The organism is Bradyrhizobium sp. IC3195 (assembly GCF_020193585.1).
In the GTDB taxonomy this organism is placed as follows: Bacteria; Pseudomonadota; Alphaproteobacteria; order Rhizobiales; family Xanthobacteraceae; genus Bradyrhizobium; species Bradyrhizobium yuanmingense.
The window spans coordinates 523,875-545,065 of record NZ_JADYVG010000003.1 but is presented as its reverse complement, the minus strand read 5'-3'; the positions used below and the strand labels follow the sequence as shown (position 1 = coordinate 545,065).

Here is a 21,191-nt window from a genome sequence, read left to right as displayed (position 1 = left end):
CTGACCGGTGACTGTGCCCGACCGAGCTTCTCAGCTCGTTCGCGGGAGCACGACCTGCGCCGATGCGGCCTCGGCACTCCGCCAGGCTGCGCAGCGTCTAAGGATCAGCCCGAACACGATCAGGATCGCAGGAAAGCCGACCGGCTGCCCGAGAAACAGGAAGCTCGCAAGCAGCGCGAAGACGAGCGCCAGCGCCATCACCTCGTGGCGTGCGAAACCTTCGTCGAGACCGGCTCGGATGAGGAAGGCCACGGCGATGCCCAGCACGACCAGATCGTACATGAAGAGATAGGGCGTCGTTAGCAGCGCCGCGGTCGCGAGCATCGCCGCCTTGAGGGCATAGGGCAGCCGGCTCCGCCACACCACGACCAGCGCCACGGCAACAGCTGTGGTCAACACCCACTGGAAGATCCATGCGAGCTGCTCGGTGCCGCCGAGATAGCGCACCAGCGCGAAGATGCTCTGCATCTTGAACCAGGGCGCCCTGCCCTCGGTCAGGAAGGCCTGGGAGAACATCGGAATCCAGTGGAAGAACGCCTGCCAGCTTTCGGTGCCGAAGGCGAACCAGGATAGTGCAGCGATCGCAACGGTGACGATCGCGGCGCTGAACAGCACGGTCCATTCGGCGGCGGCGAGCAGGACAAGCGGAAACAACAATCCGTATTGCGGCTTGTAGCTGAGAAGGCCGAGGCAGATTCCAGCCAGCACCGGCCGCGTCGGCAACAGATAGAGCATGCCGCCGATCAGCGAGGCCGTGAGGAAACCGTTCTGCCCGACCAGGATGTTGAGGAAGGCGGCCGGAAATCCAACCGCAATTACCAAGCCCGCGTTGCGCCCGATGATGGCGCGCATCACGGCGAGATAGGGCACCATGCTGAACGCGGCCCAGCCGATGAACGCCACCGTATAGGGAAATTGCGCGAGGAAGGACGCGACGAACAGGAAGGGCGGCGGATAATGCCAGGCGAAATGGCCGACAAAATCCTGCTTGAGAAGCGCAAGCTCGACCTGCTTCTGAATGTCCCAATCCCAGGCCTGCGCGGGATGCCCCTCGAGCGCCAGTCTTCCGGCCGCCCAGACGTTGACGAAATCAGTGGGGATGCCGCGCCCGTCGGCGTCAAAGATCCAGAGATGGGCGAGATAGGCCGTCGGAAAATACGCCAGCGTGACGATCGCCAGCACGAAGGAGATGTTGACGAGGATCGCTGGGACCGCACCGTGACGGCCGATTGCAGGCGGAACGGAGGAGGCTTCGGCCATGCGGCTTCCTTGCGCGATGATGTGAGGCGGATGCGCCCAAGCCATACACCCGAGTGGCTTGAAGGAGGCTTAAGCCTGATCGTCGAACGCCCCGCGCCGATTCCTGGACAACGCAAAAGAGCCCCGTCGATGACGGGGCCCTTCGCTATTCCGCTGGTCGTCCGGCCTTACTTGAGGCTGGTCGAGATCGAGCTGAACTTCGTGTTCAGCGTGGTGCCGAGGTTGTTGACGACGGTGATGATCGCCAGCGCGATGCCGGCAGCGATCAGGCCGTATTCAATGGCGGTGGCGCCGGATTCATCCTTCATGAAACGCGCAACGAGATTCTTCATAGAGTGCTCCAAATGAGTACACGAGGCTACAACTGATCTGGTCTCTTCGGCTTCCCAGCGCCGCCCGACCATGGCAACGGAACGTAGAGGCAAAGAATTGCACCGCAGTTAATTCGGCTGCGTAAACACCGAGCGGATTGCGTGTATCGGCCCATGGTAAATCCAAGTTCGAAACAATCCGTTAAATTGTAAGCATCTGACGCCGGCCTGGCGCGGCCGGTTTACCCGAAGTTATGACCGGCGTGGTCCAATGCCGCCCGCTCGGGCCGGCAAGAACAACCAGGACGACGAGACGGCATGTCCCTTTCTTTCGCCAACAGCATCGCGGTGCAGGGCCGCGCGCGTGCCCTGGTGCCGTTGTGCGTCGGCGCCGGCGCCTATCTGTTCTTCCTGTTCCTGGGCGATACGCTGCTTCAGGATTCCGACTCGTTCTGGCAGATCAAGATCGGGCAATGGATCCTCGATCACCGCGCCATGCCCATGATCGATTTCTATTCCTTCACGCGGACGGGCGCGCCGTGGATCTCGACGTCCTGGCTGTCGCAGGTCGCGTTCGCCTTCTCGCATGCGCACTGGGGCTGGGCAGGCCCCGTCATCCTCACCGCGGCCGCCGTCGCGCTCACCGTCGCGATCTTCGTCCATCTGCTCGAGGCGCATATCGGAGCCCCGCGCGCGGTGCTGTTCGCGATGCTGGCGCTGCTGCTGTCGATCCATCACGTGCTGGCGCGGCCGCATATTCTGGCGCTGCCGGTGATGGTGGCGTGGGTCGGCTTGCTGATGGCGGCTGCGAGCCGCCGGAGCGCGCCGTCCTGGACCTGGCTGCCGCTGATGGCGCTGTGGGCGAACCTGCACGGCGGCTTCGTGCTCGGGCTCGCGCTGATCGGCCCGATCTCGCTCGAAGCGGTCGAGCATGCCGGGAAGGGACGGCGGCTCGCCCTGTTCATGCGCTGGGTGCTGTTCGGAATCGGGGCGCTGATCGCGAGCTGCTGCACGCCGTACGGCTGGCGAACGCTGCAGGGCGCGACCAACATCCTCAGCCTTGGTGAGTTGCTGACGCTGATCGTCGAATGGATGCCGGCGAACTTCGCCACGTTCACCCCGTTCGAAGGCGCCCTGCTCGCCCTGATCGCATTCGGTTATTATCGCGGGCTGGTGCTGTCGGCACCCCGGATCTTCCTGATCCTGTTCCTGACCTGGAGCGCGCTGAGCCACGTCAGGAGCATCGACGCATTTGCATTCCTGGTGCCGCTGGTGCTGGCAAAGCCGCTCGGCGAGATGTTCCCGCGGCCGGCGCTTGAGCCCGCCGGTGCCGACAGCTGGCCGGGCCGCTATGTCACGGCGCTCGGCGCGCTGATGATCGTGGCGGCAAGCTGGACCTCGACCTCGCTCTATTTGGGGCACCACCGCTTCACCTTCACGATGACGCAGACGCCGGTTACGGCGGTCGACCTGCTCGAGCAACGCAAGGTGCAGCGCGTCTTCAACGCCTACCAGTTCGGCGGCTATCTGATCTCGCGCAATATCCCTGTTTTCGTCGACGGCCGCGCCGAGCTCTACGGCGAGAAATTCATCATGGACTTCTTCAAGGCGACCGAGGGCAAGAAGCCCGAGCTGCTGCCACGCCTGCTCGACGAGCACAAGATCGATGCGACGCTGCTGGGCGCGGATGCGCCGGGGCCGCAGATCCTCGACCAGCTCAAAGGCTGGAAGCGGATCTATGCGGACGACATCGCCGTGATCCACGTGCGCGACGCCGCAGACGGCGCGACCGCGGCGCCTTCGAAGTGACGACCCGCTCCAGCGCGCGTCTTCGGCCTCAGCGACTTCATCAGATGGTTCCTTCCAGCAAGCCGATCCTGACAGATCCGGCGCGTTCCGCCCCGGACCGAGCCGTGGCGATGATCGTGCTTGCGATGCTGGCTGTGGTCTCGTTTGTTCCGGTGCTGCTGACGCCCATTCCGGCGATGGTCGATTATCCCAATCACCTCGCCCGCATGTCTGTTCTGAGCCAGAACGGGACCGCGGGTGCAAATCCGTATTACGAGGTGAGGTGGGCCTTCTATCCCAACCTCGGAATGGACCTGCTGGTCCCGCAGCTGGCGCGGCTGATGAGCGTCGAGAACGCGACGCGGCTGTTTCTGTTGCTGAGCCAAAGCCTGATCGTCACCGGTGCGCTTCTGCTCGAATGGGTCAGGAAGGGGCGCATCCATCTCGCCGGCTTCGCCGCGCTCGCTTTGCTCTATTGCCTGCCGTTCAGCTGGGGTTTCGTGAACTTCGAGTTCGGGCTCGGCCTCGCGCTCTGGGGCATCGCCGTCTATCTGATGCTGGCGGAAGGCCCCTGGCCGCTGCGCTTCATGGCCAATCTGATCTTCGTCGCCGCGCTCTATGTGGCGCATTTCTTTTCGCTCGGCATCTATGGCGCAACGCTCGGCCTTTTCGAGCTGTCTCGCATCCGCCAAGGGCGGGTCGCGTATCCCGTCGCGGCCGCGCGGCTTGGCGCGCTAGCCCTACCGGCGCTTGCGCTGCTTGCGATCATGCATGTCACGGCAGGCGCGATCGGAAGCCAAGGCAATGACTGGTTCCTCGCATTCAAGCCGGTCTGGCCGCTCCGCATCATGAACGGTTACAATCTGACGGCCGCGGCGGTGACGGGGCTGACCCTCATGACCGCGTTGCTGTTCGCCGCAAGGCGCGGCTTGCTCAGACTCGAGCCGGCCGGGATTTGGATCGCGCTCGGTCTTGCGCTCCTGTACGTGGCCATTCCCTCGAGGCTGTTCGGGACCTCGTTTGCCGACCTCCGCGTGTTTCCTGCTGCGGCGCTGATCCTGCCGGCGTTCTGCTCGCTGTCGCTGCCAAGCCGGGCTTGGCGAATGGCTGCACTCGCTGCGATCAGCGGCATCACGCTGATCAATCTCGCCGTTGTCTTCACGGTATGGCTGCCCTACCGCACTGACTACGCGGCCATTATCGAGTCGTTCCGCAAGGTCGAACGTGGCTCGCGCGTCCTCGTCAGCAATGCGGACGAAGCTGGCGACCCGCCCTTCGCCGATCTCACCGCGTATCCGATGTATTATGCGCCAACGCTGGCGGTGCACTATGCCAATGCGTTCGTGCCCAATCTCTTCACGGAGGCGGGCAAGCAGCCTGTTCGGGCCACGGAAGCCGTGCGCCATCTTGCCACTCCGGATGGCGGACTGGTGTCCTCAGGCCTGCTCACCGCGATAGCAGCGGGCCACCCGCCGGCGGACTCGCCGCGCTTTGTCCGCACCTGGTACCGGGATTTCGACTACCTCTATGTGCTGGGACCGCGGGCCGCAAACCCGCTGCCGGATCTGCTGGAACTATTGGAGACCTCGGATCGGTTCGTCCTCTACAGGATTCACCGCAAGTCCTGAGAAAGGCGACCTTAACCACCTGCCCATAGACTTCCGTCCCTGCAACCCAGCTGGACTCCTTCGCATGGCGGCCAATTCCGGACCGATCCGCTACAGCCTCGTCATTCCCGTCTTCAACGAGGAAGCCGTACTGCCGATATTGTTACGCCGGCTCGACTTCCTGCTGTCCCGGCTCGACGGGCCGGCAGAGGCGATTTTCGTCGACGACGGTAGCAGCGATTCCAGCTCGATCGTGCTGCAGGCACTCGCCGTGCGCGACGCCCGCTTTCGCTATATCGGCCTGTCGCGGAATTTCGGCCATCAAGTCGCCATCACCGCCGGCATGGACGCCGCGCAGGGTGACGCGATCATCGTCATGGACGCCGATTTGCAGGATCCGCCCGAAGTGATCGAGCAATTGATCGCAAAATGGCACGAAGGCAATGACGTCGTCCACGCCCGCCGCTTGTCGCGCGAGGGCGAAAGCCGATTCAAGCGCGCGACCGCACATCTGTTCTACCGGCTGCTCGGCAAGATGTCCTCCGTCGGCATCCCCGCCGACGTCGGTGACTTCCGCCTGATCGATCGCAAGGTGCTGGACGCGCTCAGGCAGATGCCGGAGCAGGATCGCTTCGTACGCGGCATGATCGCCTGGCTCGGCTTCCGCCAGGCCGAGGTCACCTTCCATCGTCTCGAGCGCGCCGCGGGCGAGACCAAGTACCCCCTGTTCAAGATGATCCGGCTCGCGGTGAACGCCGCGCTCGGCTTTTCCGATCTGCCCTTGCGCCTGGCGATCTGGTGCGGATTGACCGTCTCGGCATTCGCACTGCTCTACGGCGGCTGGGTCGTCGTGATGTGGCTGAGCAACGACGCTCATCTCGTGACCGGCTGGTCCTCGACCATTGTCCTCCTCTCGCTGTTGTGTGGAATGAACATGCTGATGACGGGGATCGTGGGCCTTTACGTCGGCCGCATCCATGCCGAAGTAAAGCGCCGTCCACTGTACGTGGTCCAGAAGCGAGCCGGCTTCGATCGCAACGAGGCGGCGACTGCACCCGCGAAACACGCAATCAACGAGTGATTCGCCGCAATCATCTCGGACGTGAGGCCAACACCTGGTCTTCGATGCTGCTGCCGAGCGGGCTTTACTGCATCTCCCGACGCTTGTGGACGACCGCCACATCGTCGCTGTACACGCGCTGCCAGTGCGGCAACCGATCAAGCATCGCTGTGGCGGGCGTATTCGGTGCGAGCAGCGTCGCGCGGATCTTGTAGTCGTCGAGCAGCTTGAGAAAATCTCCGAGGTCAATCAGCGCCAGGGCGCGATTGTAGCGGTCGATGAACGGTCCGCCGAACAGTTCCGCGCGGCCGTCGATGAAGGTTGGAATGCCGGCAAAGACCAAATAGCCGCCGAAGGAATAATCGTTGAGCAGCGGCCCCGCCTTGGCGAGGTCGGCACGGGCGACCGCCGCCTCGGGGGTGATGAGGGGAGCCGGCCGGATGTCGCGCGCCAGCGCCAATCCACTCATCGCGGCCAAGATGCCGAATGCCGCCAGGTTCAAGCCACGCGAGGAGCGGTCGGTCTCGTTCCCGCTCGGCCCGCCGAACCTCCGGGCCAGCGGGGCCGCGAGGTAGAGCGGTGCCAGCATGGCCAGCAGATCCGCATTGCGCATCTGCGCCAGCGCGAAATGGAGCAAGCCGATCACCACGAGGGTCCGCACGACCGGCAGCGTGACGCCGCGCGAGAGCGCGAAGATGCCCCCCAGCAACAGCAGCTCGAAGCCGCCGATGCGGCTGAAATCCTGCGGCCGCCATTCCGCGATCCAGGCGAGCGCGGGACCGAGGCCGAGTGTCGTGATCGGCATCAGCAGCGGTTCCGGCCCATGCGGCGTCAGGCAGGATGCGGCGACGGCAAGCAGTGTGAATGGCACCCAGCGCAGCAGCACGCGTGGCCATTGGCTTCGCTCCTCGCGCAGCAGCGCCTCGAGCACCACGGGTCCAATCAAGCCAAGCGCCAGCACTCCGCTGCCGTGCAGATTGCCCCACACGACCAGCAGCGGCAGGGCCCAGTATGGTGGCGGCCTGCCGTGATCCATGCAACGCACCAGGGCAGCCGCCCAGATCACCATGATGGGCATCACGAGCACGTGTGGCCGCGCCAGCATGTGCGGCGCCGTCAGGATGACGGCCGCGATCACCATGACCAGCGTCTGGGTCGGCGACAGCTCGCGCAGCAGGAAGTATGTGAGCAGACCAAAGGCGAGTGCGATCGCCGCGGCCGCGACGACGACGACGCCGGACCAGCCGGACAGGACGTAGGCTCCGGCATAGATGACTTCCGACAGCCATTCGAACGTGATCCAAGGCGCGCCATGCTTCGAAAACGAAAATGGATCGCTCGTCGGCAGGGTCCCATGCGCCATGATCCAGCGCCCGAGCTCGACGTGAGAATAGCTGTCGGGATCTCCGAGCAGCTTCGGGCCGACAGCCAGCAATACAGCGTAGACGGCGAGCCCCACAGCCCAAGGGAGCACTGCACGCGCCGAAAACGGTTGAACCGCGCTGGAGACGACCTGATCAGTCATGGCGGGCCAAGCTAGGCCTTAATTGTTAAGGTGTTCTTTAATGTTTCACCGATCGCGCGTGCGGAAGCGAGAGAACCGCCATCGCAACGTCCGGATCCTCCGCCGAAACGCCACGCGGGCGCTATCGCACGAGATCGATCAGGAGCAACGCGGCGCTTGTGAACAGTCCTGCGATCGGCACCCAAATGGGCACGAAGAACACGCCGGCGGGAGGCTTGGATTCTCTCGTCTTGATGCGAACAAGCGCCAGGTTGACCAGGACGAAGATCCCGAGCGTCAGGCGTGAGGTCCATTCGGCCAATCCGGTCAAGGGAACGCCGAGGGCGAGGATCAGGATGGCGCCCACGCCGAAGAGGGTTGCAACCACCGGCGCGCCGCTTCTGGCGTTCACACGGGCCAGAAAGGCCGGAAGGCTGCCTTGGTCCGCAAGCCCGTACAGCACACGTCCGATCATCAGCATGTGAACGATGATCCCGTTGACCGTCGCAACGATCGCGATGACGCTCAATACCGAGAGGGGAAGACCGGTCAACCGCTGAAAGACAAGTGCAAGCGGAGCCGAGGCGTGCGCGAGCTCGGCCGGGGGCACCGCGACCACCGCGACCCAGACGACGATCATGTAGAGGAGCGCGGTCACGCCGAGGGTGATGAAGAGCGCCCAAGGCAGCGTGTGGGACGGATTCTTCATTTCCTCGGAGATGTTCACGAGGTGCTCGAACCCGATGAACGCAAACACGGCGAGCAGCGACGTCTGTGCGATCCCGGTCCACGCTGCTTTATCGCTCAGGGGAGCCAACAGTTCGGGCAGCCGGGAGACCAGGGCGTCGCCCTCAAACAGCCCGGCTCCGACAATGAGGACCAATCCTCCGATCTCCACGACCGTCATCAAGCCGGCGAAGCTGATGGACTGAACCGCGGATAGGCAGGCGATCGCTCCCATCGCGAGCACGACGCCGGCGATGATCCAGCTGGCAGGCAGCGGCAGGAACACGCTGATATAGCCGGCGCTCCCAACGGTGATGGTCGCGCCCGAAATCGTCGCTGCAGCCACCACGAGCAACCCTGTGGCACCGCTGAGCCATTTTCGATGAAACGCGGCCTGGACATAGGCGGCCTCGCTCGCCGCGACCGGCAGTCGCGTGCCCAGTTCGGCAAAGCTCCCGGCCGTCACGCCCATCACGACCGCGGCAACGAGGAACGCCAGAGGTGCATGCATTCCGCTCCGGGCAGCGGCCGCGCCGACCAGGACGTAGATTCCGGCACCGATCGTCACGCCGAGCCCATAGAGGACCGCGTGCGTGAGCGTCAGCGATCTGACGAGTTTCGTAGACCCGAGCGGCGCCACCTCCTGCATCACCAAGCGTCAATGCGAAAACAGGATCGGCACCGGCGGCTTGGACAGCAGGCCCCTGGTCGCGCCGCCGAGCACGAATTCCCGCCATCTCGGCGTTCCGTACGCGCCCATCACGAGGACGTCGATGCCATGGGACAGCACGTAAGATGTGAGGACCTCGTCGATCGGCTTGCTCTCGGCATCGATCTCATCCAGCACGACCTCGATGCCGTGGCGAGCCAGGTTCTTCGCCAGTTCTCGGCCGGAATGTCTGGAATCCAGGGGCTTTTCATTGGTGACAGTGACGACGCGCACACTTCTTGCGCTTTCAAGCAAAGGAAGTGCGTCGGAAACCGCTCGCGCAGCGGTGCGGCTGAAGTCCCAAGCCACGCAGATGGCGTCGAGCCGCAACGGACGCGACCGCGGGCCGGTGGGCAGGATCAGCGTCGGCCTGCCGGATTCGAAGATCACCTCCTCGGCGTACCCCAGATCATGGCAGTCCGGCACCGCCATGATCGTGAGATCCCGAAGCCTTGCATAGTCAACCAGCAGCGCGGCCTCGCTGGCGGTTGCACAGTGCTCGAAGATGGTCTCATGCCGGACGCCGGATTTGTCGGCGGAGGCTTCGAATGCGGCAAGCAGGGCTTTCACATTCTCGCGGCTCTTGGCGGCCTCGCGCGCAATAAGCGCGGGTATGTCCAGGATGACATCCCCGAGCAGGCTTGCGCGCACCTCCGCATGGACCTCGCAGGAAATGGCTGCGAGGTGCGCCCCCAGGGTGGCGGCCACCGAGACGGCATCGTCGATCACTGAAACCGGCGTCGGCTCCGGGTAGCTCGCCAGGGTCAACAGAACATCCTTGAAAGCCATGTGTGCCTCCTTTGACGAGTCGGAACCTAACGCTGTCGAGATGCTCCTTCTTGACCCACCGCAACCGATTTAGCCGGATGGCTGTGGCAAAACGGCCCAGGCTCGAACGATGGCGCCGGAACAGAACGCTCTGGTTCGGCGGCGCCTGCCTTGCGGGAGGGGCCAGCGCAATGCCAGCTCGCGAAGGCGCGCTCGGACAATAAAAAACGCGGCGTTACCGCCGCGTTTTTCGATTCTCAGCTGCAGCTGGGAATTACGCCTGCGGCTGCGGCTCGAGGCCGGGATCCGGATCGGGACGCGGGCGCGGCTTGCCGGCCGGGGGCACGGCGGAGGCGCGCGGTGTGGTCGGCTCGAGCACGGACTCGCGGTTCGGCTTCTTGCCCTTGAGCAGGTCGACGATCTCGTCGCCGGTCAGCGTCTCGAACTCGAGCAGGCCCTTGGCCAGCGTCTCGAGATCGGCGCGCTTCTCGGTGAGGATGCGCGTCGCCTCCTTGTAGCCTTCCTCGACCAGACGCTTGATCTCGGAATCGATCTTCTGGACGGTGGCTTCGGAGGCGTTCTGCGTGCGCGACACCGACATGCCGAGGAAGACCTCGTCCTGGTTCTCGCCATAGGAGACGGTGCCGAGCTCTTCCGACAGGCCCCAGCGCGTCACCATCATGCGGGCCAGGCGCGTGGCCTGCTCGATGTCGGACGCCGCGCCCGAGGTCACCTTCTCGCGGCCGAAGATCAGCTCTTCGGCGACGCGGCCGCCCATCATGATGGCGAGGCGCGAGGTCATCTGCTCCAGCGACATCGACAGCTTGTCGCGCTCGGGCAGCTGCATGACCATGCCGAGCGCACGGCCGCGCGGGATGATGGTCGCCTTGTGGATCGGATCGGTCGCGGGCACGTTGAGGCCGACGATGGCGTGGCCGCCCTCGTGGTAGGCCGTGAGCAACTTCTCTTCCTCGGTCATGACGAGCGACTTGCGCTCGGCGCCCATCATCACCTTGTCCTTGGCCTCCTCGAACTCGGCCTGCGTCACCATCCGCTTGTTGCGGCGGGCGGCGGTCAAAGCGGCCTCGTTGACGAGGTTCATCAGGTCGGCGCCGGAGAAGCCCGGGGTGCCGCGCGCGATGGTCTTGAGATTGATATCGGGCGCCAGCGGAACCTTGCGAACATGCACCTTCAGGATCTGCTCGCGGCCGACGACGTCGGGGTTCGGCACCACGACCTGACGGTCGAAGCGGCCCGGACGCAGCAGCGCGGGATCGAGCACGTCGGGGCGGTTGGTGGCGGCGATCAGGATCACGCCCTCGTTGGCCTCGAAGCCGTCCATCTCGACCAGCAGCTGGTTCAGCGTCTGCTCGCGCTCGTCATTGCCGCCGCCGAGACCGGCGCCGCGGTGACGACCGACGGCATCGATTTCGTCGATGAAGATGATGCAGGGCGCATTCTTCTTGGCCTGCTCGAACATGTCGCGGACGCGGCTCGCGCCGACGCCGACGAACATCTCGACGAAGTCGGAACCGGAGATGGTGAAGAACGGCACGTTGGCTTCGCCCGCGACCGCACGCGCGATCAGGGTCTTACCGGTGCCGGGCGGGCCGACCAGCAGCACGCCGCGCGGAATGCGGCCGCCGAGGCGCTGGAATTTGCCGGGGTCGCGCAGGAACTCGACGATCTCCTGCAGGTCCTGCTTGGCTTCGTCGACGCCGGCGACGTCCTCGAAGGTGACGCGGCCATGGGCCTCCGTCAGCATCTTCGCACGCGACTTGCCGAAGCCCATCGCCTTGCCGGCGCCGCCCTGCATCTGCCGCGACAGGAAAATCCAGACGCCGATCAGCGCGATGAAGGGCAGCCAGGAGACCAAGAGCGAGACGAACCACGGCACGTTGTCGCCGGGCGGCTTCGCGGTGATCTGCACCTTGCTGTCATAGAGGCGCTTCACCAGCGTCGGGTCGTTCGGCGCGTAAGTCTGGAAGCTGGAGCCGTTGGTGAAGGTGCCGTGGATGTCCGGCCCCTGGATCACGACGTCGCGCACATTGCCGCGGTCAACTTCGCTCAGCAGCTGCGAGAAGGCGATGTCCTGCGAGGAGGCCCGCTGACCCGGATTCTGGAAGAGCGTGAACAACGCCAACAGCAGCAAGACAATGATGACCCAGAGGGCGAAATTGCGCAGATTGGCGTTCATCGATCTTCCTTCGTGGTCGCGCGGATCGCGGCCGTGATCCTTGGGCAGTTGATTTGGTCAATGCGAGGAAATCCCAAGGAATCCTCATCGTTAGACGGATACAATTTAGGTGCCGCCCCGGTCGCTGCCAAGGGAACGAGATGGGACTATTTATCCCATCTTAGCGCGATTCCCGCTGAAATCATGGCGTCCGAACCCGGGTTTTTCCTGCCTGGTTAAGGTGGCCTGACGGCACGGACGCGAATTGACCGGTGTCATGATCCGCTCTCGTCGCGCTCATCTGCCCTTGCGCCGCCGGGCCGGCGCCGGCGCGATCTGGATACGCCCGCCGGCAAGGCTGATCAAGGCTCCCGCGAGGGTCTGCTTCAGAACCGGCCGGCCATTTGCGGCTGCACCGGGGCCGGCGATCGCCCGATCAAGCACCGACATCAGGGTTTCGACCTTGCCGAGTTCCGCCGGCCCTTCATGGCCGAGCGCGTTGATGGCCCGCAGCAGGAGCCGCAGCCGCACCTCCTCCGGCAGGGCGGCAAAGGTCGCGGCCTCGAAGCTCCTGACACTCGCCTGCGGCGCATCGCCGCGATCCCGCAGGCGGAGGAAGCGCTCGGCGCCGTCGGCAAGCACCTCGACCGCCGCATTGGCCCGCGCCAGCCTTGCCGCGAGCCGCGCCAGATTTCTGGCGTCGCCGCCCTCGGCCGCGAGGAGCGGCAGCAGCGCGCGCAGCCGCGGCCGTGTGTAGGCGGTGTCCCGGTTGGTGGGATCCTCGGCAAAGCCGATCCTCGCCCGCCGCAAGGTCGCGATCAGCTGCGATTTCGGAACGTCGAGCAACGGACGCGCCAGCACGATTCCGTCGCGCTCGGTGAATGGAGCCATGGCCGAGAGTCCGGCAAGTCCGCTGCCGCGGAACAGGCGCATCAACAGGGTCTCGGCCTGGTCGTCGCGGGTGTGTGCCGTCAGCACATGGCTCGCGCCGGCGGCACGGGCGGCCTGTGCGAGCAGGCGGTAACGGGCCTCGCGCGCGGCGGCAGGCAGCCCCGTCTTCGGCTTTTCACCGCGCCAGCGCAAGGTCCGGTGCGGCAATCCGAGCGCCGCGGCGAGCCGCTTGACCTCGCGCGCCTCACGGGCAGCCTCCGGGCGCAGGCCGTGATCAATCGTGACGACCGTGATTTGCGGGCCTCGCGCGAGGCTGCGCTGCCAGCGCGCTGCAAGCCACATCAGCGCAACCGAGTCGGGCCCGCCGGAGACCGCGAGCACCAGCGCCGGGGCATCTCTCAGGCCCGCGAAGAGCCGCCTCGCCTCGCGCGCCGAGATCGGTGAATCGTCGTCGTCTGACATGACGCTGCAATCGTCCGCGGGAATGGACCGAATGTTTAGCGCAACGCCATCCGCTTTGTCAGCGGATCAGCACTTCACCCGCTTCTGCTCGCGATCGACGGCGGCTTTGACGCCGGCGGAGGCGCGGGGATATTTGCGGCCGATCTCGCCGAAGGCGGCGCAGGCGGCCTCCTTCTCCTTCAGCGCGGCGAGCGACTGGCCGAGCCGCAGCAGCGCATCCGGCGCCTTGGCCGATTTCTCGTATTTGGTGGTGACGGCGAGGAACGCTTCGGCGGAATCGCGATATTGCTGGCGCTGGAAATAGCTCTCGCCTAGCCAGTATTGCGCGTCGCCGACCAGCGGGTCGCTCGGAAATTTCTGCGTGAAGTTCTTCATGGTCTGCTCGGCCAGCGCGTAGTCCTTGCGCTGCATGTAGCCGATGCCGAGGTCGAACTCGTCGCGGGGCGTCGCCGACGGCGGCAGGGTGGCCAAAGCAGCGCCACCGGCCGGTGCGGGATAACCCGATTGTGCCGGCGGATAGCCGGGCTGCGCGGCCGGCGGCACACCTTGCTGGTAGCGCGGGCTGGTGTTGGCGAGATCGAGCGGCTCGCCCGCATTGCGGCCGCCGCCAGGCGTGACCGCCGGCATCGGCTGCTGCCCGCCGCCGAGTGCGCGCGGCGCGCCGGGTGCATTCGGGTTCTGGCTGGGGTCGAAGGCATCGCCGCGGCGGCGCGTGCCGGGAGCGCCGGGCGCCGGCTGCTCCTGAACGATCGGCGCGGGCGCGGCGATCTGCGGCTGCTCGTAGCTCGGCTGCGCGGCTTGCTGTTGCGGCGGCGGCTGGCGATAGCCGGGCGCGACCTGACCTGGTGCAATCTGGCTGGGTGCAATCTGCGCGGGCGGCATCGCCGCGACGTTGGGTGCCTGCCCGGGCGCCCCTTGCGCGCCGCCCTCGAGCGCCCGCAGGCGCTCTTCGAGCTGGCGGTTGCGATATTGCAGCTCCTCGTTCTGGCCGGTGAGCTGGCGCAGCCGGTTCTCCAGCCGCTCGATCCGCATCTCAGGGTCGACATCATCCGACTGCCCGTAGACCGATTGCGCAAGCGCGGGCGAGCACAAAGAGAGCAGCGCGGCGGTCGCCGCGGTACCGGTAAAAGCCTTAAATCTGGATGACATCTTGCCCTGACGACGAAAGCGAAATGGCCTGCGACGGAACCCTCGACGCGCCACACATCGAAGTGGAGTACGCCAAAAATGTGACTGATACCAAGGGGTTTTCAGTCACAGAATGCTGAAACGAAACCGGCGCCCGAGAGGGCGCCGGCATCATCCAATTGCAAAGCTGAACGGGGCTGACTGACCACCGGGGACCTGACCGAGCGTCAGGAGCTGGCGTTCAGGACAGTGACGGCGCGGCGGTTCTGCGACCAGCAGGAGATGTCGTTACAGACGGCGACCGGCCGTTCCTTGCCGTAGGAGATCGTGCGCATGCGGTTCGGGTCGATGCCGCGCGAGGCGAGGAACGAACGGACCGACTGGGCACGGCGGGCGCCGAGCGCGATGTTGTATTCGCGGGTGCCGCGCTCGTCGGCATGACCTTCGATGGTGAAGGAGTAGCGCGGATAGGTCTGCAGCCACTGCGCCTGCTTCTCCAGGGTCACGATCGCCTGCGGGGTCAGATCGGTCTGGTCGCTTTCGAAGAACACGCGGTCGCCGACGTTGACGACGAAGTCCTGCTGGCTGCCGGGCGTCGCCGCATTGGCCATCGCATCCGTCGCGGCATTCTTGTTGGCGCAGGCGCCCATCGACAGCGCGACGGCGAGCACCGCGGCCAGCTTCAATCCCTGGAGGATACGCATAGGATGTCTCATTCCGGAGCCTCCACGCTCACGTTAGTCCACTGCTGTCCGGTCTACAGGGGGTTGGTTAAGCGAACGTTCCGTCAACCTTGACGGAACCTTGCCTCAGCCGGTCAAATGCCCCCAACCAGCGAAAAGCAAACGTCATGGTTAATGGGTTGTAAATGTGGCGCGAGGGTGAAGGCAAGCCGCGTCGGCCGGCAAAAGAGCCGGCACTTGCTGGAATTTTGGGCCGAAATGACCGGGGAGCGCCCGCCTAGACCGAACCGAGCGCTTGAGAGGCCACGTCCAGGGTCCGCGGCGTGGTGAGCAGAATCGGCCGCGTGGCGGCCTGCCGGGGGATGCTGCGTTCAAACAGCATGCGCCGCTCGAACGCGCTGGAGCGCATGATCGGAAAGCGCGCGAGCACCTTGTCCCGCTGCCGCCGGACGTCGGTGGCCATCAGGACCGCCTTCTTGGTGGGCCAGCCCGGAAAGCCCCGCGGCTCCGGCGAAATGGTCTCGTGCAGGAAGATGCGGCGGTAGAACGCCTGATGATCGGTCCGGATCATGGCAAGGCCGGTGTCGGCGTTGAAATGATCGCACGCGACAAAGGCGAGGCGGACGGTCAAATAGGGCAGCTCGGGAAAACGGTGGTGCTTGTCGGGATCTGCAACGAGCCGGCATGGATCGACAAAAACCTCGCCGCGATCGAGGCGGGGATGCAGGATGTCGCCGAACACCTCGGTGGTATAGGACATCCGCCATTCCGACGTCAGCAGATGGATGCGGACGGAGCTGCAAAGCTCTCCGTCAACATAGACCCCGAAATTCCAGGTGTTGGGCGTTTCGTCGAAACGATCGCTGACGCGCAGCGAAGGTGATGGCTCGATCAGACCGGCCTGCAGATAGGCGCGGTAGCGCATCAGATACAGGTTGTCCTTGTCCTCGGGCGTTTCGATGAGCCGATAATCGATGCGGTCAAACAACGCGGCGCCTCGTGGAAGGAGCGCCGTGTTCGGTTCGGCTCCGGACTTCATCTGCAACCTCTGACTCCAAGCAACTTCCACGAGTAGCCAGACCTTAATGGTTCCTTAACGGAATTGCAAAGCTATAGAATCGTTAGGGTTAACCTTTGCGAGCCCGCAAGACTACGGTGCCGATGGGAGCCGATTGCGAGAGAGGGAAAGGGATCAGGCCTATCGCGACGACACGAGGGCGAGCTGGTCGTCGGGCACGCGACGACCATGCGAGGCATTGAGCAATTGCCGGATTCGCACTGCCGGCACGGGCCGGCTGAACAGGTAGCCCTGCCCTTCGGTCACGGTGCCGTCGGCGCTGATCAGCTCGAGCTGCTCGTTGGTCTCGATGCCTTCGACCACGACGGCCATGCCGAGATCGGCGGACAGCCGCGCGACACCGCGCAGCAGCGTCAGCGGCCGGTCGGTATCGATGCCTTCGAGGAAGGAGCGATCGATCTTCACCTTCTGCATCGGGAAATTGTGCAGGTAGCTGAGGCTGGAATAGCCGGTGCCGAAATCGTCGAGCGAGATGCGCACGCCGAGCGCATGCAATTGCGACAGGATGTCGTGGGTGAGCTGGGTGTTGCGCAGCAGCGAGGACTCGGTGATCTCGATCTCCAGACGATGCGCCGGCAGCCCCGACACTTCGAGCGCGTAGCGGATTTCGCTCAGGACGTCGCGCTGGTGGAATTGTTGCGGCGAGAAATTAACGGCGACGCTGACACCCTCCGGCCACTTCATGCATTCCATGCAGGCGCGGCGCAGGATCCAGCGGCCGAGATCGACGATCAGGCCCATGTCCTCGGCGACCGGGATGATGTCGACCGGCGAGACCGTGCCGCGCACCGGATGATTCCAGCGCAGCAGCGCTTCGCAGGTGGTGATCTTGCCGGACCTCAGATTGACCAGCGGCTGGAAGAACAGCTCGAATTCCTCGTTGGCGAGCGCCTTGCGCAGGTCGAGCTCGAGGATGCGGCGCGCCTCGACGGTCGCGGCCATCTCGTCGCGGAAGAAACAATAGGTGCCGCGGCCGTCGGCTTTGGCGCGGTACAGCGCCATGTCGGCGTTCTTGAGCAGCGTGTCGGCGCTGGTGCCCTCCGGCGAGGTCAGCGCGATGCCGACGCTGGCGCCGATCTCGACCAGATGATTGTCGATGCGGTACCGCTCGCTCAACCGCTCGACGATGCGGCGGGCGAGTGCCGCGGCATCCTCGGGCGACGTGAGGTTCTGCTGGAACACGACGAACTCATCGCCGCCGAACCGGGCGACGAAATCCTCGGGGCGCAGCATCTCGCGCAGGCGGTTGGCGACGGCGCACAGGAGCTGGTCGCCGCAGGGATGGCCCAGCGTGTCGTTGACCTGCTTGAACTGGTCGAGGTCGATGAACAGCAGCGCGGAGAGCTGCGCCGCATCGTGGGAGACAGCCAGCAGGTGCTCGATCTGGTCGCGGAAGTTGACCCTGTTCGGCAACGCCGTCAGGTCGTCGTATCGCGCAAGATGGGTGATCTTGGCCTCGGCGTTGCGCCGCTCGGTGATGTCCTCGAGCAGCAGCACCGCCCCTCCGTCCGCCATCGGCTGAACGGTCCAGCACAGTGACCGATTTCGCTCCAGGTTCGCCTCGGCGGTGATGATCTCCTTCTCCCGCGAACTTTCGATGCCGGCGACGATATGCTCGCCGTCCGCGCTCGAGATGGATCTTGCCTGCACGCACGCCGCGATGATGTCGCGCGCACTGGCGCCGCTCCGAGGCAGATGGTCGGGCAGGTTCATCATCGCCGCGAAGCGGTGATTCATCACCGCGAGCTGGCCATCGCGATGGAACATGCAAAGACCGTGCGGCATGTTGTTGAGGGCGGTATCGAACTGGCCCGCAAGTGCGGCTTCGCGTTCGCGCGCCACCACGGCGCCCATGAAGATCCGGTGCAAGTTGACCGAGAGCTGCATGATCGCCAGCAGGAAGGCCGCGCTCACAACGGCCATCGCGATGTAGTAGGGCGTGCCGCGCCACGCCAATGCCAGCACCGCCGGGGCGAAAATGAGCAGCGCCTGCAGATGGAAGATCGACGGTCGTCCGTACGCCCTTCCCGCTCCCCCTGCGGCAATGCCTGTCGTGACCGACAGGGCAATCATATGCGCGACCGCGTCGTCGGTGGCGAGCAGAGTCGTGCCGCACCAGATGCCGATCGCTGCAGCTTGGATCTTCGCGCCGATCTGATACCGCGCCTGCCAGCGTTTGGCCGCCTCGGCGGTCACGCTCGACTTGCGTCCCTGATAGCGACGCAAATCGATCGCCCGCACCGTTCCGGCCAAGACGAGCAGCGCCACGCACGCCCAAATCAGGGGCTCACCTGTCTTCAGCGCAGTCAGCGCAGCACCGATCGACACGAAGATGAGACCGGCCAGCAGCGGTCCGGGCGCTTCAAAGAGCGAATCGATCTGCGCCGCCGGATTGACCGGCGGCGGCTGCCCCTGCTCTCCGCTCTGGCTTGCGAACTGCATTTTGGTTTGTACGCGCGTCCTGTTCAGCGCGTAGTCTTACCCAGCCGAGATGAAGCCTTTCTGAGGGAACATCGTTAAAGTCGGGTTGTTTTTCGGCAATAGCGAAATGATTTCCGCTGCAATATCAAGCAGGTAGGCAAGCCTTGCCGGGCGCAAGGTGAAGGAAGTGTTGCCGTTCACGGCAAACTCGGAAAAAATCGGTGCGGTTTTTCGAAAACATCGCGCGTCTGAACGCGCGATGTTTCAACTGCGCCGTGGTCAGCCCGAGGTCGAGGACAACAGTGGCGACCATGCCGGGTCCGAGGCAAAACCCGGCGTCGGCACTTTCAATTCGTTGCGGCCGGAGATGTCGACCGAGTACAGCGACGGCCCGCCATTGCCGCCAGGATCGCGGAAGAACATCAGCACGCGGCCGTTCGGCGAGAAGGTCGGGCCTTCGTTGTGAAAGCCGGAGGTGAGCAGTCGCTCGCCCGAGCCGTCGGGCTTCATGACGCCGATCGCGAACTGCCCGCCGCCCTGCCGGGTGAAGGCGATGTAGTCGCCCTTCGGCGACCACACCGGGGTGGAGTAGCTGGCGTTGGTGTCGTCCTTGGAGAAGGAGATGCGCTGCGCCTGTCCGCCGCCCGCACTCATCACGTAGATCTGCGACCTGCCGCCACGATCGGACTCGAAGCAGATGCGGCTGCCGTCGGGCGAATAGGACGGCGAGGTGTCGATCGCCGGCGTGTCGGTGAGACGCGTGGTCGAGCGCGAGCGCAGATCCATCACGAACAGGTTGGAATTGCCGCCCTGCTGCAGGCTCATGATGACGCGCTGGCCGTCCGGCGAGAAGCGCGGCGCGAAGGTCATGCCGGGGAAGTTGCCGACGATCTCGCGCTGGCCGGTCTCGATGTTGTAGAGATAGACCTTCGGATCGCCCTGGCCGAACTCCATGTAGGTGATCTCTTGCGAGTTCGGCGAGAAGCGCGGGGTCAGCACGAGATCGGAGCCGCGGGTCAGATAGCGCACATTGGCGCCGTCCTGGTCCATGATCGCGAGCCGCTTGACGCGGCGCTCCTTCGGCCCGGTCTCGTCCACGAACACGACGCGGCTGTCGAAATAGCCCTTCTCGCCGGTCATGCGCTCGTAGATCTGGTCGGAGATGATGTGGGCGATGCGGCGCCAATATTCCGGCGAGGTGAAATATTGCTGGCCGGCGAGCTGCTGGCCGGAGATGACGTCCCACAGGCGGAATTCGGCCTTCAGGCGGCCGTCCGGCTGCCGCGTCATGCGGCCGGTGACCAGAGCCTGCGCGTTGATGGTCTTCCAGTTCTCGAATTGCGGCGCGACGTCGATGTTGCTGATGCGCTCAATGAAGGCGGCCTGGTCGATCGGCGCGAACAGGCCCGAGCGCTTCAGGTTGTTGGTGATGACCTGCGTGACACCGTTAGCGACGTCGCTGTCGGAGGGCGAGCCGGGCACGAAGTTGCTGATCGCGATCGAGATGGGCTGAAATCCGCCGGGACTGACTTGAAGTCGCCCCTGCGCTGTCGCGGCGCCTCCGGCCAGCAGGGTGACTGACGATCCCGCGGCCGCGATGAATCCACGTCGCGTCAGAAATGGCATCTTGTTCACCTGAGTTAATTCATGTCTCATCTACTGCTGATCTTTCATATCGAAAGTCAGCGCAATCGTTTTCCAAGTGTCATACTGAGCTTTGGGCAAGAACGTGTAGGCCTGACACTGTTGGATCGCACGCTTGGCACTCTCCGCCATCGCATTTGCAATTGCCCGAGACGGTCCTCGAACCGCGACAATCACAGGCGCTGACGCGAGCGTTCCGTCGGGGCGCATCTGAATATCTATGTCGGCCGTAAACTGATCCCTGTCCTGAGCATCGTAAGGGAAATTGAAGCAGTGCTTGACGGCAGCGACGAAAGCTCCCTGCCAAGTCGCGACGTTGTTGGCGGCCGTCCCGGTTGCTGCTCCCAGCGACGCTGATGCATTCAACGCCGAGCCGGTCTGCTCGTGCCGGGTCGCGGCGCGCTTGTCGAGGTCGCGCTGGATCTGCGCGGGGTCGAAGGTGCGCTCCTTGGGCTTGGGCTGCTGCTGCGGCTGCACCGCCGCGACCTTCTGCTCCACGGGCTTGGGCGGCGGCTTCTTGGCCTCCATCTTCTTCTGCAGCTCGGCGATCGGATCTTCCTTGGCCGGATCAGGCTTCTTTTCCTGCGGCTTCGGCTCTTCCTTCGGCTTGGCCTCCGCCACGGGCTTCGGCGGCTCCGGCTTCTTCTCCACCGGCTTCTCGACCGGCTTCGGCGGCGGCTCCGGCTGCGAATTGGTCTTGATCAGCTCTTTCTTCTCAGTGACCTTGCCGACGGCGTCTTCCTCCGGCTTGGGCTCCGCGATCTTCTCGACCTTGGGCTTCGGCTCCTCCTTCTTGCCGGTCTTCTGCCCCGCCATCATCTTGGCGAGCTGATCGGAGGAGATGATGTCGATCGGAAGCGATTCCTGCGTAGCGATGTAGGCCTTGCTGCTGAAGGTGACGAGCCCCCATCCCAGCACGAGGACATGCAGGGCAATCGACGCAACGAGTGTCTTGTCGACGTTCACCTTCACGGC

Annotated in this window: 17 protein-coding genes; 3 read left to right on the top strand and 14 right to left on the bottom strand. The window is 64.6% G+C overall.

Features of this window, described 5'->3' with window-relative positions:
• Window positions 1-30 precede the first annotated feature (30 nt).
• Both I6F09_RS09890 and I6F09_RS09885 read right to left on the bottom strand, forming a co-directional pair.
• Complete coding sequence (locus I6F09_RS09890) at window positions 31-1,260, bottom strand: glycosyltransferase family 87 protein (RefSeq protein WP_225187960.1); 1,230 nt, start codon at window positions 1,258-1,260, stop codon at window positions 31-33.
• A gap of 167 nt (window positions 1,261-1,427) precedes the next feature.
• Window positions 1,428-1,592, bottom strand: a complete 165-nt coding sequence (locus I6F09_RS09885; protein WP_035998610.1) for a Flp family type IVb pilin — start codon at window positions 1,590-1,592, stop codon at window positions 1,428-1,430.
• A gap of 297 nt (window positions 1,593-1,889) precedes the next feature.
• On the opposite strand from I6F09_RS09885, the gene I6F09_RS09880 reads away from it, so the two are divergent.
• From I6F09_RS09880 to I6F09_RS09870, 3 genes are all read left to right on the top strand, one after another.
• Window positions 1,890-3,380 carry a hypothetical protein gene (locus I6F09_RS09880; RefSeq protein WP_225187959.1) on the top strand — a complete coding sequence of 497 codons (1,491 nt, stop codon included), beginning with the start codon at window positions 1,890-1,892 and terminating at the stop codon, window positions 3,378-3,380.
• Between the two features lie 110 nt (window positions 3,381-3,490).
• Window positions 3,491-4,987 (top strand): hypothetical protein, encoded by a 1,497-nt coding sequence (locus I6F09_RS09875; RefSeq protein ID WP_225187991.1) that lies wholly within the window; start codon window positions 3,491-3,493, stop codon window positions 4,985-4,987.
• A gap of 64 nt (window positions 4,988-5,051) precedes the next feature.
• Window positions 5,052-6,047 carry a glycosyltransferase family 2 protein gene (locus I6F09_RS09870; protein ID WP_225156807.1) on the top strand — a complete coding sequence of 332 codons (996 nt, stop codon included), beginning with the start codon at window positions 5,052-5,054 and terminating at the stop codon, window positions 6,045-6,047.
• Window positions 6,048-6,111: 64 nt separating this feature from the next.
• Here I6F09_RS09870 and I6F09_RS09865 read toward each other — a convergent pair whose 3' ends face one another.
• From I6F09_RS09865 to I6F09_RS09810, 12 genes are all read right to left on the bottom strand, one after another.
• The gene (locus I6F09_RS09865; protein ID WP_225187958.1) at window positions 6,112-7,551 is read right to left on the bottom strand and encodes a hypothetical protein; all 1,440 of its coding nucleotides are present in this window, start codon (window positions 7,549-7,551) and stop codon (window positions 6,112-6,114) included.
• A gap of 121 nt (window positions 7,552-7,672) precedes the next feature.
• Window positions 7,673-8,905: an APC family permease gene (locus tag I6F09_RS09860; protein WP_225187957.1), complete on the bottom strand. Its 1,233-nt coding sequence runs from the start codon at window positions 8,903-8,905 to the stop codon at window positions 7,673-7,675.
• A 9-nt stretch (window positions 8,906-8,914) separates the two neighbouring features.
• Window positions 8,915-9,754 carry a universal stress protein gene (locus tag I6F09_RS09855; protein WP_225187956.1) on the bottom strand — a complete coding sequence of 280 codons (840 nt, stop codon included), beginning with the start codon at window positions 9,752-9,754 and terminating at the stop codon, window positions 8,915-8,917.
• A 253-nt stretch (window positions 9,755-10,007) separates the two neighbouring features.
• Window positions 10,008-11,930: an ATP-dependent zinc metalloprotease FtsH gene (gene ftsH / locus I6F09_RS09850; RefSeq protein ID WP_035998585.1), complete on the bottom strand. Its 1,923-nt coding sequence runs from the start codon at window positions 11,928-11,930 to the stop codon at window positions 10,008-10,010.
• Between the two features lie 276 nt (window positions 11,931-12,206).
• A complete protein-coding gene (tilS, locus tag I6F09_RS09845; protein WP_035998583.1) occupies window positions 12,207-13,262 on the bottom strand; it encodes a tRNA lysidine(34) synthetase TilS in 1,056 nt (351 codons plus the stop codon).
• Between the two features lie 66 nt (window positions 13,263-13,328).
• Window positions 13,329-14,411 carry a tol-pal system protein YbgF gene (gene ybgF, locus I6F09_RS09840; protein WP_225187955.1) on the bottom strand — a complete coding sequence of 361 codons (1,083 nt, stop codon included), beginning with the start codon at window positions 14,409-14,411 and terminating at the stop codon, window positions 13,329-13,331.
• A 206-nt stretch (window positions 14,412-14,617) separates the two neighbouring features.
• The gene (gene pal / locus I6F09_RS09835) at window positions 14,618-15,106 is read right to left on the bottom strand and encodes a peptidoglycan-associated lipoprotein Pal (protein ID WP_035998574.1); all 489 of its coding nucleotides are present in this window, start codon (window positions 15,104-15,106) and stop codon (window positions 14,618-14,620) included.
• A gap of 244 nt (window positions 15,107-15,350) precedes the next feature.
• Window positions 15,351-16,112 carry a hypothetical protein gene (locus I6F09_RS09830; RefSeq protein ID WP_035998571.1) on the bottom strand — a complete coding sequence of 254 codons (762 nt, stop codon included), beginning with the start codon at window positions 16,110-16,112 and terminating at the stop codon, window positions 15,351-15,353.
• Between the two features lie 159 nt (window positions 16,113-16,271).
• A complete protein-coding gene (locus tag I6F09_RS09825; protein WP_225141160.1) occupies window positions 16,272-18,593 on the bottom strand; it encodes an EAL domain-containing protein in 2,322 nt (773 codons plus the stop codon).
• Window positions 18,594-18,629: 36 nt separating this feature from the next.
• Complete coding sequence (locus tag I6F09_RS09820) at window positions 18,630-18,773, bottom strand: hypothetical protein (RefSeq protein ID WP_225187954.1); 144 nt, start codon at window positions 18,771-18,773, stop codon at window positions 18,630-18,632.
• Between the two features lie 78 nt (window positions 18,774-18,851).
• Window positions 18,852-20,198, bottom strand: coding sequence for a Tol-Pal system beta propeller repeat protein TolB (gene tolB / locus I6F09_RS09815; RefSeq protein ID WP_225187953.1), 1,347 nt, complete (start codon window positions 20,196-20,198; stop codon window positions 18,852-18,854).
• A gap of 30 nt (window positions 20,199-20,228) precedes the next feature.
• Window positions 20,229-21,188 carry a protein TolA gene (locus tag I6F09_RS09810; RefSeq protein ID WP_225187952.1) on the bottom strand — a complete coding sequence of 320 codons (960 nt, stop codon included), beginning with the start codon at window positions 21,186-21,188 and terminating at the stop codon, window positions 20,229-20,231.
• Window positions 21,189-21,191: the final 3 nt, after the last annotated feature.

What these genes read in the sequence shown, in the direction of transcription:
- I6F09_RS09865 (WP_225187958.1), bottom strand. Translation starts at nt 7,551, where the DNA reads ATGACTGATCAGGTCGTCTCCAGCGCGGTTCAACCGTTTTCGGCGCGT.
- I6F09_RS09870 (WP_225156807.1), top strand. Translation starts at nt 5,052, where the DNA reads ATGGCGGCCAATTCCGGACCGATCCGCTACAGCCTCGTCATTCCCGTC.
- I6F09_RS09880 (WP_225187959.1), top strand. Translation starts at nt 1,890, where the DNA reads ATGTCCCTTTCTTTCGCCAACAGCATCGCGGTGCAGGGCCGCGCGCGT.
- I6F09_RS09855 (WP_225187956.1), bottom strand. Translation starts at nt 9,754, where the DNA reads ATGGCTTTCAAGGATGTTCTGTTGACCCTGGCGAGCTACCCGGAGCCG.
- I6F09_RS09830 (WP_035998571.1), bottom strand. Translation starts at nt 16,112, where the DNA reads ATGAAGTCCGGAGCCGAACCGAACACGGCGCTCCTTCCACGAGGCGCC.
- pal (WP_035998574.1), bottom strand. Translation starts at nt 15,106, where the DNA reads ATGAGACATCCTATGCGTATCCTCCAGGGATTGAAGCTGGCCGCGGTG.
- I6F09_RS09825 (WP_225141160.1), bottom strand. Translation starts at nt 18,593, where the DNA reads ATGCAGTTCGCAAGCCAGAGCGGAGAGCAGGGGCAGCCGCCGCCGGTC.
- I6F09_RS09885 (WP_035998610.1), bottom strand. Translation starts at nt 1,592, where the DNA reads ATGAAGAATCTCGTTGCGCGTTTCATGAAGGATGAATCCGGCGCCACC.
- ftsH (WP_035998585.1), bottom strand. Translation starts at nt 11,930, where the DNA reads ATGAACGCCAATCTGCGCAATTTCGCCCTCTGGGTCATCATTGTCTTG.
- I6F09_RS09890 (WP_225187960.1), bottom strand. Translation starts at nt 1,260, where the DNA reads ATGGCCGAAGCCTCCTCCGTTCCGCCTGCAATCGGCCGTCACGGTGCG.
- tilS (WP_035998583.1), bottom strand. Translation starts at nt 13,262, where the DNA reads ATGTCAGACGACGACGATTCACCGATCTCGGCGCGCGAGGCGAGGCGG.
- I6F09_RS09860 (WP_225187957.1), bottom strand. Translation starts at nt 8,905, where the DNA reads ATGCAGGAGGTGGCGCCGCTCGGGTCTACGAAACTCGTCAGATCGCTG.
- I6F09_RS09875 (WP_225187991.1), top strand. Translation starts at nt 3,491, where the DNA reads ATGATCGTGCTTGCGATGCTGGCTGTGGTCTCGTTTGTTCCGGTGCTG.
- ybgF (WP_225187955.1), bottom strand. Translation starts at nt 14,411, where the DNA reads ATGTCATCCAGATTTAAGGCTTTTACCGGTACCGCGGCGACCGCCGCG.
- tolB (WP_225187953.1), bottom strand. Translation starts at nt 20,198, where the DNA reads ATGCCATTTCTGACGCGACGTGGATTCATCGCGGCCGCGGGATCGTCA.